This window comes from Eleftheria terrae, from assembly GCF_030419005.1.
Classification (GTDB): Bacteria; Pseudomonadota; Gammaproteobacteria; order Burkholderiales; family Burkholderiaceae_C; genus Caldimonas; species Caldimonas terrae.
Map to the genome: position 1 here is coordinate 3,490,493 of NZ_CP106951.1, position 13,822 is coordinate 3,504,314.

The following is a 13,822-nucleotide window of genomic DNA, read 5'->3' on the forward strand; positions in this document are numbered from 1 at the left end:
CACGTTGGCTCCTTGCAAAAACGCTGAAGCGGGCCGGCGGCCCGCTCAAGTGGGTGGCTGCTCACGGTGCCCGGCCACCCCCGGGCACTCAGATCCGCATCGGCATCACGACGTACTTGAAGCCGGCCTGCTCCGGAATGGTGAGCAGGGCCGAGCTGTTGGCGTCCTGCAGCTCCACCTGCACCATGTCCTGGCTCATGTTGGCCAGCGCATCCACCAGGTAGGTGACGTTGAAGCCGATCTCGATGGTGTCGCCGCCGTAGTCGATCTCCAGCTCCTCCTTGGCCTCTTCCTGCTCGGCATTGCTGGAGGCGATGCGCAGCAGGCCCGGCTCGATGTTCAGGCGCACGCCCTTGAACTTCTCGCTGGTCAGGATGGCAGCGCGTTGCAGGCTGGCCAGCAGCGGGGCACGGCCCAGGATGACGCTGTTGCGGTGGTTCTTCGGGATCACCCGGTTGTAGTCGGGGAACTTGCCCTCCACCAGCTTGGTGACGAACTCCATGCCGCTGAAGCTGAACTTCGCCTGGTTGCCGGCAAAGCGCATCTCGATCGGCGTGTCCTCGTCCTTCAGCAACCGCTGCAGCTCCAGCACGGTCTTGCGCGGCAGGATCACTTCCTGGCGTGGCATCTCCACTTCCAGCGTGGCGCTGGCCAGCGCCAGGCGGTGCCCGTCGGTGGCCACCAGGGTCAGCTGCTGGCCTTCGGCCACGAACAAGATGCCGTTGAGGTAGTAGCGGATGTCATGCACTGCCATCGCGAAGTGCACTTGGCCGATCAGGCTCTTCAGGGTCTTCTGCGGCACGCCGAAGGCGGGACCGAAGTCGGCGGCCTCCTGCACCAGCGGGAAATCCTCGGCCGGCAGCGTCTGCAGCGTGAAGCGGCTCTTGCCGCCTTGCAGCGTCAGCTTGTTCTGCGCCGCGGAGAGCGACACCGTCTGGTCGGCCGGCAGCGACTTCAGGATGTCGATCAGCTTGCGGGCGCCGACGGAGGTGTTGAAGCTGGCAGCGTCGCCTTCGAACTCGGCCGTGGTGCGCACCTGGATCTCGAGGTCACTGGTCGTGAACTCCACCTGGGGACCGGTCTTGCGGATCAGCACGTTGGCCAGGATCGGCAAGGTGTGCCGCCGCTCCACGATGCCGGAGACGGCTTGCAGCGCGCCAAGCACTTTTTCCTGAGGTGCCTTCAAGACAATCATATGAACCTCTTAGATTGGTAGCCGTAGTAGGGTGGCCGGGTTTTTGTGGACAACGCTATTTTGTCTTGCCGGATCAAGGCTCTAGCCTGATGACAACCGTGTGCAGCGCACCCGGGGCAGCCGGTGCGTACAAAGACAACAACTTTGCGGCGTCTGTCCCGCCTGTGGACTTCTCTTCACTTGTTCGACAGTTGTCCCCAACCTTGTCACTTGACCCCTGCGCTGCTTCGGTGCCATGCGATGCGGCCAGGCGGGCAGCGGCCCTCTGGCGGCCACCGGGCCGACAGGCTGTCGCCTTCCTTCCGGGTGCTCGCGGCAGAAGCTCAGCCGCCGCGTCCGACCACATTCCAAGGGGGTAGGGTACCCCTGCAGCCTTGCGGTGCGTGGCGAGCCTGTAAGCCCCCCGCGTGGGCAAGCCGGCGATGCGGCAAGTCTCCTGTTCTCCCTCGTGTCCCGGCTGGCCGGGCGGTGCGCGGCCCGGGCGGCGCATCGGCGCTGCGAGGCCAAGTCCGTCCCGGATGCCTGAGATGCTTTCAACACAATGGTATGAACTTTTTAGATTGGTAGTCTTAGTAGAGGCGCCCGCTTTTTGTGGACAACGCTATTTTGTCTTGTCCGCTCAACGCTTTAGCACGATAACAACCTTGTGCAGCCGGCCCCGGTTTGCACAAGGACAGACCGACAACAACTTCTGCCCCGGCGCGTTCTCAGTGGACATGTCCCCGGTTGTTCGACACTTGTCCCCAGCTTTTTCACTCGACCGAAGGCGCCCCTGGGTGCTCGAGCGGTTGCACCCGGAGCGCGCCGGCCTCAGCCCTTGAGCGTTTGCTCAAGCACGTGCAGCTGCTGGTTGAGTTCGGTGTTCTTGGTGCGCTCGCCGCCGATCTTGCGCACGGCATGCAGCACGGTGGTGTGGTCGCGGCCGCCGAACAGCTCGCCGATCTCGGGCAGGCTCTTCTGCGTCAGCTCCTTGGCCAGGTACATCGCGATCTGGCGGGGCCGCGCGATGCTGGCCGGCCGCTTCTTGGAGTACATGTCGGCGACCTTGATCTTGTAGAAGTCGGCCACCGTTTTCTGGATGTTCTCCACCGAGATCTGCCGGTTCTGGATCGACAGCAGGTCTTTCAGCGCCTCGCGGGCCAGCTGGATGTTGATTTCCTTGTGCGAGAAGCGCGAATAAGCCAGGATCTTGCGCAGGGCGCCTTCCAGCTCGCGGACATTGGCGCGCACGTTCTTGGCGACGAAGAAGGCGACGTCTTCCGGCATCACCGCCGCTTCCGCCTCCGCCTTCTTCATCAGGATCGCGACGCGCATCTCCAGCTCCGGCGGCTCGATGGCCACGGTGAGGCCCGAGTCGAAGCGGGAAGTCAGGCGTTCGTCGATGTCAGCGAGGCCCTTGGGATAGGTGTCGCTGGTCATGATGATGTGCGCCCGCTTGGCCAGCAGTGCTTCGAAGGCGTTGAAGAACTCCTCCTGCGTCCGCTCCTTGCCGGCGAAGAACTGCACGTCGTCGATCAGCAGCAGGTCGAGCTGGTGGTACTTGGCCTTCAGCTCATCGAAGGTCTTGCGCTGGTAGTTCTTGACGACGTCGGTGATGAACTGCTCGGCATGCAGATAAAGGATGCGGGCGTTCGGGTTGTCGGCCAGCAGTGCATTGCCCACCGCGTTCATCAGGTGGGTCTTGCCCAGGCCCACACCACCGTAGATGAACAGCGGGTTGTAGGTGCGGCCGGGCGCCCCGGCCACATGCAGGGCCGCGGTGCGCGCCATCTGGTTGGCCCGACCCGGCACCAGGGTGTCGAAGGTCAGGCTCGTGTTCAGGCGGCTGCGGGCAGCCGCCGACACGATGGGCGGCACCTGGGGCGCCGCCACCGGATGCGCGATGGCGGGCGCCGCCGGCCGCGGCGCCACGGCGGCATGGCCCGGCGCAGGCCGGCCCGGCATCATGTACATCTCCGTGGGGGCGGGGGCCGGACGGGGCGCCGGGATGGGCATGCCCTCGCGCGGTGCCAGTGACAGCTCCAGCTTCACCGGCTCGCCCGCCAGGTCGGCAAGCACCGTCTCGATGCGGGGGGCGTACTGGTTGCGGATCCAGTCCAACTTGAACCGGTTGGGGACGCGCACGGACACCACCTGCCCCGCCTCTGCCTGCGAGACGACGCCGGCGGGCAGGGGGCGGATCCAGGTGTTGAATTGCTGTTCTGGCATCTCCGCCGCGAGTCGCTCACAGCAGCGTTGCCAAAGATCGAAGCTCATGTATTGTGGAAAACTCTTTTCTGGAGCGGCGCGATTCTACCCTCCAGACGACAGTTGCACGCAAGTTATCCACAAGGCTGTTCACTGTGTGAACCCCTGCACGTCACTGAGCCTTGCCGCCTAAGTCGTTGACCGCAAAGGGTGATTTTGCTGTAATAGAGGGTTTCCCGAATTCGGGGTTTCGTGTTGTCCGGCCACAGGCGTGTTGCGGGTGTTGCATGTAGCGATGCGCGCAGCGATGTTTGCGGTTTTCGGATGCTCAGGCCGGGTTCGGAAACCCCGAGCCCGCCAACAGCGGGCTTCAGTTTGAGCTTCCCGGGCGGCATGCGAAGTCCGGGGGACTTGCTTTCAAGCCCTGACGGGCCTGCTTACTTGCCCTGACCACTCCTTGCCGAGTGCGGCCGGGCGCACGAGGAATCGAGAACATGAAACGCACCTACCAACCCTCTAAGGTTCGCCGCGCCCGTACCCACGGTTTCCTGGTCCGCATGAAGACGCGCGGTGGCCGCAAGGTCATCAACGCTCGCCGTGCCAAGGGCCGCAAGCGCCTGGCCGTCTAAGGCCGTCGGGCCGGGCGACGTCACGCAGGGCGCCTACTCGTGCTGCCGCGCGGCGAGCCCATGAGCCGAGCAGCCGCCATCCGGCGGCTCAAGCAAAAAGCCGACTTCGAGCGGGCGCTGTCTGCCGGTTCGCCGGCGGTGGTGGCCCGGGGCACCCACTTCGTGGTGCACTTCGTGCCGGCCGCGGGCAGCTTCGATCCGCAGCCCGTTCACGGTGAGTTGTCAACAGGCGAGGTGCCCGATGTATCGCAGCCTGTGGATGTCTTGCCGCTCACCGGCCCGGCGCAGGTCGGCACCGTGCTGCCCAAGCGCTGGGCGCGTCGCTCGGTCACCCGCACCTTGCTGAAGCGCCAGGTGTTCGCTGCCTTCGAACGCCATCTGCCATCCATGCCCCCGGGGGTCTGGGTGGTGCGCCTGCGTGCGGCTTTCGATCGCAAGCAGTTCCCCAGCGCCGCTTCCGAGGCGCTGCGAGACGCCGCGCGCGCCGAGCTCGACAGCCTGCTGCGGCAGGCCGGGCCGCGCGCTGCCCGCCGCCCTCCGTCCAAGGTCGCTGCGGCGCCGGCTTGAGCCGGCGCCTGCCATCCCCATCTGCAAGGCCCGGCGATGATGAAGCGACTGCTCCTTCTTCTGGTGCGAGGCTACCGCCTGCTGCTCAGCCCCTGGCTGGGGGCAGGCTGCCGCTTTTATCCCACCTGTTCCGCGTATGCGCTCGAGGCGCTGGAGCGGCACGGGGCGGCGGCCGGTGCCTACCTGACGGCGCGGCGCATCGGCCGTTGCCATCCCTGGTGCGAGGGCGGTCCCGATCCGGTGCCTGATACCGCGCCGCGACTGTTTTCCCGTTTTGTGGCGCCTGCGGCTGCCGCCGGTGCCACGGCCACTTCTAACAGCGAGTCGTCTCCATGACCGATATGCGACGCACCATCCTCTGGGTGGTGTTCACGATGTCCCTCGTCCTGCTATGGGACGGTTGGAACAAGCACAACGGCCGCCCGTCGATGTTCGCGCCTCCGCCGCCGGTGACTGCATCGGCGCCGCCGGGGGCGGGGTCGGCCGGGGCAGGCACGCTGCCCGCGCCGGCAGCAGCCGGCACGGCTGCCGCCGGGGCTGCGGTGGCCGGGCAGGCGCCGGCAGCTCAGGCGGTGGCCGAGAAGCTGACCATCACGACCGACGTGTTCCGCGCCGAGATCGACACCCAGGGTGGCACCGTGAGCAAGGTGCAACTGCTGCGCTTCCAGGACCAGAACGATCCCAAGCAGCCGGTCACGCTGCTGGACCAGTCGGCCGGGCGCACCTATCTGGCGCAGAGCGGGCTGATCAACAAGCAGAACGCCGGCGAGGCATTCCCGAACCATTTCACGGTGATGCAGGCGCTGACCAGCGAACGCACCCTGGCAGACGGGCAGAACCAGCTGACGCTCGCGCTGCAGTCGCCGGTGGTCAACGGTGTGCAGTACCGCAAGACCTATGTGTTCACCCGCGGCAGCTATGCGATCGGCGTCCGCCACGAGGTGGTCAACTCCGGCGCGCAGGCGCGCGAGCCCCAGCTCTACCTGCAGCTGCTGCGCGACGGCACGCCGCCCCCCGGGGAGTCGAGCTTCTACTCGACCTTCACCGGCCCGGCCGCCTACAGCGAGGCCACCAAGTTCAAGAAGGTCGAGTTCAAGGACATCGCCAAGGGTGACGCCACGCTGCCGCCGGCCGGCGACGATGGCTGGGTGGCCATGGTGCAGCACTATTTCACGTCGGCCTGGCTGAACACCAAGGCCCAGCCGCGCGAATTCCGGGCGGCCAAGCTGTCCGACAACTTGTACACCATCGCCATGGTGCAGCCGCTGTCGGCCATCGCGCCCGGTGCCTCGCAGGCGGTGGATACCACGCTGTATATCGGCCCGCAGGAGGAAAAGCGCCTGGAGCAACTGGCACCCGGCCTCGAGCTGGTGAAGGACTACGGCCACCTGACCATCCTGTCCAAGCCGCTGTTCTGGCTGCTCGACCAGCTGCACACGCTGATCGGCAACTGGGGCTGGGCGATCGTCGCGCTGGTGGTGCTGCTGAAGGTGGCTTTCTACTGGCTCAATGCCAAGGCCTATCAGTCGATGGCCCGCATGAAGGTGGTCGCCCCGCGCATCAATGAACTGCGCGAGCGCTACAAGGACAAGCCGCAGCAGCTGCAGCAGGAGATGCTGCGCATCTATCGCGAGGAGAAGGTCAACCCGATGGGCGGCTGCCTGCCCATCGCGATCCAGATCCCGGTCTTCATCGCGCTGTACTCCGTGCTGCTGTCCTCGGTCGAGATGCGCAACGCGCCCTGGGTGCTGTGGATCACCGACCTGTCGGTGCGCGACCCCTACTTCGTGCTGCCGCTGCTGATGACGGCCTCGACCCTGCTGCAGACCTGGCTCAACCCGACGCCGCCGGACCCCATGCAAGCCCGCATGATGTGGATCATGCCGCTGGTGTTCTCGGTGATGTTCTTCTTCTTCCCGGCCGGCCTGGTGCTGTACTGGCTGACGAACAACATCCTGTCCATCGCCCAGCAGTGGTTCATCAACAGGCGCCTGGGCGTGAACAAGTAAGCCGGCGCGGCTGAGGCCGTCTGCAACGCCCCGCTGCCGCAAGGCGCGGGGCGTTTTCCTTTCCAGGCGTTCCATGGCGGACGCCTGCTTCACAATGCCATTGCCATGCTGAGCCGCCATCACGACCCCATCGTCGCCATCGCCACCGCGCCCGGACGCGGCGCGGTAGGCATCGTCCGCATCTCGGGCCGGCAGATCGAACCCTTGGTCAAGGACCTGCTGGGCCAGCCGCTCAAGCCGCGCCATGCGAGCTACCTGCCGTTCAAGGACGGCCAGGGCCAGCCGATCGACCACGGCCTGGCGCTGTATTTCCCGGCGCCCCACTCCTACACCGGCGAAGACGTGCTGGAGCTCCAGGCGCACGGCGGGCCGGTGGTGCTGCAGCTGCTGCTGGCCCGCTGCCTCGAAGTGGCCCGTGAGCGGCTGCCGTCCCTGCGGCTGGCCGAACCCGGCGAGTTCACCGAGCGCGCCTTCCTGAACGACAAGCTCGACCTGGCGCAGGCTGAGGCCGTGGCCGACCTGATCGATGCCAGCACCGAGGCCGCCGCGCGTTCGGCCAGCCGATCGCTCAGCGGGCTGTTCTCGCAGCAGGTGCACGACTTGCGGGAACAGATGATCCGGTTGCGCATGCTGGTCGAGGCGACGCTCGACTTTCCAGAGGAGGAGATCGACTTCCTCGAAAAAGCCGATGCGCGCGGCCAGCTGCGCCGCCTGGCCGAGGCGGTGGCGGCGGTGCTGGAGCGGGCCCGCCAGGGCGCCTTGCTGCGTGAAGGCATCAAGGTGGTGCTGGCCGGGCAGCCGAATGTCGGCAAGAGTTCCCTGCTCAATGCGCTGGCCGGAGCCGAGCTGGCCATCGTGACGCCCATCCCCGGTACGACGCGCGACAAGGTGAGCGAGACCATCCAGATCGCTGGCGTGCCGCTGCACGTGATCGACACCGCCGGCCTGCGTTCGGACGACGCCGCCACCGACGAGGTGGAGCGCATTGGCATCGCCCGCACCTGGGCCGAGATCGCCGGCGCGGACGCGGTGCTGTTCCTGCACGACCTGACCCGCCTGGGCCAGCCCGACTACGACGCCGGCGAGGCCGAGATTGCCGCGCGCCTGCCAGCGGCCGCGCGGCTGGTGCATGTGTACAACAAGCTGGATGCCGGCATTGCGGCCCCCCTGCAGCCTGGCGAACGCCATGTGGCCCTGTCGGCCAAGACCGGGAATGGCCTCGACGACCTGCGCGCCTTGCTGCTGGAGCTGGCCGGCTGGCACGCTCAGCCGGAAGGGGTGTTCATCGCCCGTGAGCGGCATGTGCAGGCGTTGAAGCGGGCCGCCACCCACCTGGAGCTGGCCGCTGCCCACGCCGCCAGTGCCGACCAGGCACTGGACCTGTTGGCCGAGGAATTGCGCCTGGCCCACAACGCGCTCGGCGAGATCACCGGGCAGTTCAGTGCGGACGACCTGCTGGGCGAGATCTTCAGCCGATTCTGTATCGGCAAGTGACCGCCTGGTATTTGCGGACGCCCGCTTGAGGGGGGTCGGCCGGGGACGGCATTGTGACGGCCGGGGTGTGCGGTCGATAATCGCCCGACTTCTACATACAACGACGCGCCGGCCCTGTTGCGGCTCGCCGCCTGGCACGCAAGCACTTAGGGGGATCCCAGATGAATTTCGACGAGTTGGTCACCGCGATCCACTCCCTCAACACCGAGGACGCCTTCCGCGCCCGCCTCGACGCGCAGCAGTGGCGCACGGTCTCGCAGTACCTCACCCGCCACGAAACGCGCACTGGCGACCAGGTCATCCGCCAAGGCGACCGTGACCGGACCATGTACTTCCTGGCCCAGGGCTCGATGCAGGTGTATGTGAGTGGCGGCGCGCCGGGCGCCAGCAAGGTGGCCATCCTGCGGCCGGGAGCCATCTTCGGTGAGCCCAGCCTGTTTGCCGACGCACCGCGCAGCGCCAACGTGGAGGCCATGACGCCGGGCCTGATCTGGGCGCTGCGCCTGCCGCGCTTCGAAGAGCTGGCCGTGCGGGTGCCGGTCATCGCGCTGGAAGTGCTGCGTGCCGCCGGCGCCGTGATGACCGTGCGCATGCAGGCCGCGCTGACCCGCCAGATGCCGATGAGCTGAGCGGCGGCCATCCACTTGCCGCCATGCCGGGCCACCCACGGGGTGGCCTTTTTGCGTGGACGTGCGCCGGCGCCGCCGTGGCTGCGGCCGGCTCAGGCGCCGTCGAACGACACCAGCGTGAACAGCGGCAGCCCCGCCGCCCGCAACCGGTCCGACCCCTTCAGCTCGGGCAGGTCGACGATGGCCGCGCCTTCGATCACGGTGGCGCCCTGGCGCTCCAGCAAGCGCTTGCCGGCCATCATGGTGCCGCCGGTGGCGATCAGGTCGTCGATCAGCACCACCTTGTCGCCGGGTTTCACCGCGTCGGTGTGCAGCTCCACGGTGGCGGAGCCATATTCCAGCTCGTAGGTTTCCTCGACGGTGGTGAACGGCAGCTTGCCCTTCTTGCGGATCGGCACGAAGCCGACATTCAGCTCATAGGCCAGCACCGAGCCGATGATGAAGCCGCGGGCGTCGAGGCCCGCGATCACGTCGGGCCGCGTGTCGAAATACCGGTGCACGAACTGGTCGATCAACACGCGGAACACTTTCGGGTTCTGCAGCAGCGGGGTGATGTCGCGGAACTGCACGCCGGCCTCGGGCCAGTCGGGCACGGTGCGGATGTGGCTCTTGATGTAGGCGCGGTCGTCCATGGCAGCACTCGGGCAGGAAAAGGCAGGCGCCGCTGGGTGGGCGCCGGATGCACGATTGTCGCGCGTTGCCGGCTGGCCGCCGAGGGCATCTGCCATGACTGCCACTGCTGCCGCTAGCCGGCGAGCAATTTCTGCTCGGCCAGCGCGAGGGGCTCCGGCCGGCCGCACAAGACGAGCGTGTCGCCGGCCGCCAGCAGCAGTTCGTCATGCGGCCGTACCACGCCGCCGTGCACGCGGCGCACCGACAAGACGGTCACGCCCACCGCATGCAGTGCCGCGTGCAGCAGCGGGCGCCCGCACAACGAAGAACCAGCCGGCAGGGTGACCGACTGCAGCCGCTCGTGGGCCACGTCATCCGCACTGTCGTCGTCGGCGCCGTGGAAGTAGCCGCGCAGCAGGCTGTAGCGGGCGTCGCGCTGGTCCTGAACCACGCGGATGACCCGCCGCATCGGCACCCCGACCAGCGCCAGCGCGTGCGAGGCGAGCATCAGCGAGCCTTCGATGGCCTCCGGCACCACCTCGGCGGCGCCCGCGGCGCGCAGTTTCTCCAGGTCGGCATCGTCGATGGTCCGCACCACCACCGGCACCTTCGGCGCGTGCTCCTGCACGAGCTGCAGGATCTTCAGCGCGGAGGGCGTGTCGTGATAGCTCACCACCACCAGGCTGGCGCGGGCCAGGCCGGCCGCCATCAGGCTCTGTAGCCGGGCTGCATCGCCGAACACCACGCTCTGGCCGGCCGCCGCGGCCTGGCGCACCCGGTCGGGGTCCAGGTCCAGGGCCATGTAGGGGATGTGCTCGGCCTCCAGCATGCGGGCCAGGTTCTGGCCACTGCGCCCGTAGCCGCAGATGATGACGTGCTGGGCGGTGTTGATCGCCCGTTTGGCGATGCTGGTCATGGCCACGGACTGCATCAACCAGTCGTTGGCCGACAGCCGCATCACGATGCGGTTGCTGTACTGCACGATGAACGGCGTCGCCAGCATGGACAGCACCATCGAGGCCAGCACCGCGCTGCGCAGTGCCGGATCGATCAGGCCCTGGTCGGTGGCCAGGTTCAGCAGCACCAGGCCGAACTCGCCGGCCTGCGCCAGGTAGAGGCCGGTGCGCAGGGCCACCCCGGTGGGCGAGCCGAAGGCCTTCGCCAGCGCCGCCACCAGCACGAACTTGAACAGCACCGGCGCGGACACCAGCAGCAGCACGAGTGGCCACTGATCCAGCACCAGGCGCCAGTCCAGCCGCATGCCGATGGTGATGAAGAACAGCCCGAGCAGCACGTCGTGGAAGGGCCGGATGTCGGTTTCCACCTGGTGCTTATATTCGGTCTCGGCGATCAACATGCCGGCCAGGAAGGCGCCCAGCGCCAGCGACAGGCCGGCGTGCTCGGTGAGCCAGGCCAGGCCCAGTGTCACCAGCAGCAGGTTGAGGATGAACAGCTCCTCGCTCTTGCGCCGCGCCACCAGGGTGAGCCACCAGCGCATCGCCCGTTGGCCGCCCACCAGCAGCAAGGTCAGCAAGGCGGCCGCCTTCAGGCTGGCCCACACGAGCGCCTGGGCCAGTTGCTCGGCCGAGGAGCCGAGCGCGGGGATCAACACCAGCAGTGGCACCACGGCCAGATCCTGGAACAACAACACGCCCATGACCCGGCGGCCGTGCTCGCTTTCCAGCTCCAGCCGTTCGGCCATCAGCTTGACGACGATCGCGGTGGAGGACATGGCCAGCGCACCGCCCAGCGCCAGCGCCGTTTGCCACGGCAGCGCCCAGCGCTGACCGAGGCCGGCGAAGACCCAGGCCAGCGCGGCATTGCCGGCGACGATGGCCAATACGGTGAGCACCACCTCGCTCAGCCCCAGGCCGAACACCATCTTGCGCATGCTCTTGAGCTTGGGCAGATTGAACTCGAGCCCGATGGCGAACATCAGGAACACCACGCCGAATTCGCCCAGGTACTGCATGCCGGCGCTGTCGCGGGCCAGCGCGAGCGCGTTGGGCCCGATGATGATGCCGACCGCCAGGTAGCCCAGCATGGGAGGCAGCTTGAAGCTGCGGCAGACGACCACACCAATGACGGCGGCCAGGAGGTAGAGAAGGACGAGTTCGAGGGTGGAAGCCATCGACAGGCAGGCGGGCAGGACGGGACCGGACAGACCGGCAGCAGGGGAACACGGCCGAAGCCTAGAATCCATGGATCGTAAACGACCCCGTGCCAGCCGTGTCAGAACGCATTACTCACCTGAAATCGAAGATCGGTTTCGATCCTGCCCATGCGGTGGCGCTGGCGCGCGAGACGCTGGACATCGAGGCGGCCGCACTGCTTGGCCTGAAGAACCGGCTGGGCGACGCCTTCGCCCGGGCGGTGGAACTGGTGCTGCAGTGCGAGGGCCGCGTGGTGGTCATGGGCATGGGCAAGAGCGGCCATGTCGGCCGCAAGATCGCTGCCACCCTGGCGTCCACCGGCACGCCGGCGATGTTCGTGCATCCGGCGGAGGCCAGCCATGGCGACCTGGGCATGATCACGGCGCACGACCTGGTCCTGGCCATCTCCAATTCCGGCGAGAGCGACGAGCTGACCGCCATCCTGCCGGTGCTCAAGCGGCTGTCCATCCCGCTGCTGGCGCTCACCGGCCGGGCGGAGTCCACCCTGGCCCGGCATGCCGAGGTGGTGCTCGACACCTCGGTGGCCAAGGAAGCCTGCCCGCTGAACCTGGCACCCACGGCCAGCACGACGGTGCAGATGGCGCTGGGCGACGCGCTGGCGGTGGCCCTGCTGGACGCTCGTGGCTTCAAGGAGGAGGACTTCGCCCGCTCCCACCCGGGCGGTGCGCTGGGCCGCAAGCTGTTGACCCATGTGCGTGACGTCATGCGCAGCGGGGCGGCGGTGCCCCAGGTGCTGCACACCACGCCTTTCACCGAGATGATGCGCGAGATGTCGGCCAAGGGCCTTGGCGCCACCGCGGTGGTGGACGAGCAGGGCCGCGTGCAGGGCATCTTCACCGACGGTGACCTGCGCCGCCAGATCGAGCGCGGCCGCGACCTGCGCATGCTGACCGCGGCCGACGTGATGACCCGCAACCCGCGGCAGGTGCGCGACGATGCGCTGGCCGTCGAGGCGGCCGACCTGATGGAGGAGGCTCGCATCACCTCGGTGCTGGTGGTCGATGCGGCCGGGCAGCTGGTCGGTGCGCTGAACTTCAACGACCTGATGCGTGCGAAGGTGATCTGACGCATGCGTCCCCTGGAGCCCCATCTGAACTTTGCGCCCGAGCTGCTGCTGCCGGCGCAGGGCGTGCGTGCCGCGGTGTTCGACGTCGACGGCGTCTTGACCGATGCCCGCATCTACATCGGCGAGAGCGGCGAGCTCTTCAAGGCCTTCAATACGCTGGACGGCCACGGCCTGAAGCTGCTGGCTCGTGCCGGCATTACGCCGGTGGTGGTGACCGGCCGCGACTCGCCGGCGGTGCGCCGGCGGGTGGCCGATCTCGGCCTGCAACATGCCTGCTACGGCGTGCATGACAAGCTGGCCGTGACCGAGCAGCTGCTTGGTCAGCTGCAGCTCGACTGGTCGCAGTTGGCGGTGATCGGCGACGACTGGCCGGACCTGCCGCTCATGGTGCGTGCCGCGTTCGCCTGCGCGCCGGCCGGCGCGCATGTCGAGGCAAGGGCTGCGGCGCACTACGTGACGCAGGCCGAGGGTGGCCACGGCGCAGCCCGTGAGTTCTGCGACTTGCTGCTGTGTGCCCAGGGCCGCTATGCCAGCCTGTTGCACAGCCACCTCCAGACCCTGGACGACGGACGCAGCGCATGAGTGAGGCGCGCAGGCGGGTGGTGCTGGCACCGGCAGCACCGCGGGGAACGGTGCGGGCACAGCCGGGCCTGCGCTGGCTGGACCAACTGTGGAGCTACCTGCCACTGCTGCTGCTGGCGCTGCTGGCGGCCGGCACCTACTGGCTGGTCAAGCACACACCGGTGCCCGAAGGTCCGCAGGCCGAACTGCCCGCCAGGCACGAGCCGGACTACCAGATGAACCGCTTCTCGGTGCAGCACTTCACCGCCTCGGGCCGGCCGCGCACCTTGCTGGAAGGGCGCGAGCTGCGCCACTATCCCGACACCGACACGTTGGAGATCGACGAGGTCCGCATGCGTTCGGTCGACGAGCAGGGCCGTGTCACGCTGGCCACCGCCCGGCGTGCCTTGTCGAACGCCGAGGGCACCGAAATTCGCCTGATGGGCAGCGCCCATGTGGTGCGGGAGGCGGCCGGGCCCCAGGACGAGGCGGCCAACCGGCGCCTCGAGTTCAGCGGCGAGTTCCTGCACATCTTCACCGAGGAAGAGCGCGTCGAGTCCCACCTGCCGGTCACGCTGCGCCAGGGCGAGATGGAGGTGCGGGGCGCTTCACTGCGCTACTCGCATCGGGAGCAGCTGCTCGAATTGAAGGGCGCGGTGCGTGGCATGTTGCCGCCGCAGCGCTGACGGTCTATCTTCA

Annotated in this window: 13 protein-coding genes; 9 read left to right on the plus strand and 4 right to left on the minus strand. The window is 67.6% G+C overall.

What is annotated here, in order from left to right; translation table 11 throughout:
• Positions 1–88: 88 nt before the first annotated feature.
• Positions 89–1,195, minus strand: coding sequence for a DNA polymerase III subunit beta (dnaN, locus tag N7L95_RS15455; RefSeq protein WP_301256140.1), 1,107 nt, complete (start codon positions 1,193–1,195; stop codon positions 89–91).
• Between the two features lie 810 nt (positions 1,196–2,005).
• Positions 2,006–3,451 carry a chromosomal replication initiator protein DnaA gene (gene dnaA / locus N7L95_RS15460; RefSeq protein ID WP_301256141.1) on the minus strand — a complete coding sequence of 482 codons (1,446 nt, stop codon included), beginning with the start codon at positions 3,449–3,451 and terminating at the stop codon, positions 2,006–2,008.
• A 425-nt stretch (positions 3,452–3,876) separates the two neighbouring features.
• Between dnaA and rpmH the strand changes: the two genes are divergently transcribed.
• From rpmH to N7L95_RS15490, 6 genes are all read left to right on the plus strand, one after another.
• Entirely contained in the window at positions 3,877–4,011 is a 135-nt protein-coding gene (gene rpmH / locus N7L95_RS15465; RefSeq protein WP_047197195.1) for a 50S ribosomal protein L34, read from the plus strand.
• Positions 4,012–4,071: 60 nt separating this feature from the next.
• The gene (locus N7L95_RS15470) at positions 4,072–4,578 is read left to right on the plus strand and encodes a ribonuclease P protein component (RefSeq protein WP_301256142.1); all 507 of its coding nucleotides are present in this window, start codon (positions 4,072–4,074) and stop codon (positions 4,576–4,578) included.
• Between the two features lie 36 nt (positions 4,579–4,614).
• Positions 4,615–4,914, plus strand: coding sequence for a membrane protein insertion efficiency factor YidD (gene yidD / locus N7L95_RS15475; RefSeq protein ID WP_301256143.1), 300 nt, complete (start codon positions 4,615–4,617; stop codon positions 4,912–4,914).
• Positions 4,911–6,587, plus strand: a complete 1,677-nt coding sequence (gene yidC / locus N7L95_RS15480) for a membrane protein insertase YidC (RefSeq protein ID WP_301256144.1) — start codon at positions 4,911–4,913, stop codon at positions 6,585–6,587. Before yidD ends, yidC begins: the two co-directional genes overlap by 4 nt.
• Before the next feature lie 105 nt (positions 6,588–6,692).
• A complete protein-coding gene (mnmE, locus tag N7L95_RS15485; RefSeq protein WP_301256145.1) occupies positions 6,693–8,081 on the plus strand; it encodes a tRNA uridine-5-carboxymethylaminomethyl(34) synthesis GTPase MnmE in 1,389 nt (462 codons plus the stop codon).
• A gap of 161 nt (positions 8,082–8,242) precedes the next feature.
• Complete coding sequence (locus tag N7L95_RS15490) at positions 8,243–8,710, plus strand: cyclic nucleotide-binding domain-containing protein (RefSeq protein ID WP_301256146.1); 468 nt, start codon at positions 8,243–8,245, stop codon at positions 8,708–8,710.
• A gap of 92 nt (positions 8,711–8,802) precedes the next feature.
• Here N7L95_RS15490 and N7L95_RS15495 read toward each other — a convergent pair whose 3' ends face one another.
• Both N7L95_RS15495 and N7L95_RS15500 read right to left on the minus strand, forming a co-directional pair.
• Positions 8,803–9,342 carry an adenine phosphoribosyltransferase gene (locus N7L95_RS15495; RefSeq protein ID WP_301256147.1) on the minus strand — a complete coding sequence of 180 codons (540 nt, stop codon included), beginning with the start codon at positions 9,340–9,342 and terminating at the stop codon, positions 8,803–8,805.
• 113 nt (positions 9,343–9,455) lie between these two features.
• Complete coding sequence (locus N7L95_RS15500) at positions 9,456–11,453, minus strand: monovalent cation:proton antiporter family protein (protein ID WP_301256148.1); 1,998 nt, start codon at positions 11,451–11,453, stop codon at positions 9,456–9,458.
• A 119-nt stretch (positions 11,454–11,572) separates the two neighbouring features.
• On the opposite strand from N7L95_RS15500, the gene N7L95_RS15505 reads away from it, so the two are divergent.
• The 3 genes from N7L95_RS15505 to lptC are packed head-to-tail and all read left to right on the plus strand — an operon-like array spanning position 11,573 to position 13,809.
• Positions 11,573–12,562, plus strand: a complete 990-nt coding sequence (locus tag N7L95_RS15505) for a KpsF/GutQ family sugar-phosphate isomerase (RefSeq protein ID WP_435870103.1) — start codon at positions 11,573–11,575, stop codon at positions 12,560–12,562.
• A 3-nt stretch (positions 12,563–12,565) separates the two neighbouring features.
• Complete coding sequence (locus N7L95_RS15510; protein WP_301256150.1) at positions 12,566–13,144, plus strand: KdsC family phosphatase; 579 nt, start codon at positions 12,566–12,568, stop codon at positions 13,142–13,144.
• Positions 13,141–13,809, plus strand: coding sequence for an LPS export ABC transporter periplasmic protein LptC (gene lptC / locus N7L95_RS15515; RefSeq protein WP_301256151.1), 669 nt, complete (start codon positions 13,141–13,143; stop codon positions 13,807–13,809). The genes N7L95_RS15510 and lptC overlap by 4 nt, the downstream gene beginning before the upstream one ends.
• Positions 13,810–13,822: the final 13 nt, after the last annotated feature.

What these genes read in the sequence shown, in the direction of transcription:
- dnaA (WP_301256141.1), bottom strand. Translation starts at nt 3,451, where the DNA reads ATGAGCTTCGATCTTTGGCAACGCTGCTGTGAGCGACTCGCGGCGGAG.
- yidD (WP_301256143.1), top strand. Translation starts at nt 4,615, where the DNA reads ATGATGAAGCGACTGCTCCTTCTTCTGGTGCGAGGCTACCGCCTGCTG.
- N7L95_RS15510 (WP_301256150.1), top strand. Translation starts at nt 12,566, where the DNA reads ATGCGTCCCCTGGAGCCCCATCTGAACTTTGCGCCCGAGCTGCTGCTG.
- yidC (WP_301256144.1), top strand. Translation starts at nt 4,911, where the DNA reads ATGACCGATATGCGACGCACCATCCTCTGGGTGGTGTTCACGATGTCC.
- N7L95_RS15470 (WP_301256142.1), top strand. Translation starts at nt 4,072, where the DNA reads ATGAGCCGAGCAGCCGCCATCCGGCGGCTCAAGCAAAAAGCCGACTTC.
- mnmE (WP_301256145.1), top strand. Translation starts at nt 6,693, where the DNA reads ATGCTGAGCCGCCATCACGACCCCATCGTCGCCATCGCCACCGCGCCC.
- lptC (WP_301256151.1), top strand. Translation starts at nt 13,141, where the DNA reads ATGAGTGAGGCGCGCAGGCGGGTGGTGCTGGCACCGGCAGCACCGCGG.
- N7L95_RS15490 (WP_301256146.1), top strand. Translation starts at nt 8,243, where the DNA reads ATGAATTTCGACGAGTTGGTCACCGCGATCCACTCCCTCAACACCGAG.
- rpmH (WP_047197195.1), top strand. Translation starts at nt 3,877, where the DNA reads ATGAAACGCACCTACCAACCCTCTAAGGTTCGCCGCGCCCGTACCCAC.
- dnaN (WP_301256140.1), bottom strand. Translation starts at nt 1,195, where the DNA reads ATGATTGTCTTGAAGGCACCTCAGGAAAAAGTGCTTGGCGCGCTGCAA.
- N7L95_RS15500 (WP_301256148.1), bottom strand. Translation starts at nt 11,453, where the DNA reads ATGGCTTCCACCCTCGAACTCGTCCTTCTCTACCTCCTGGCCGCCGTC.
- N7L95_RS15495 (WP_301256147.1), bottom strand. Translation starts at nt 9,342, where the DNA reads ATGGACGACCGCGCCTACATCAAGAGCCACATCCGCACCGTGCCCGAC.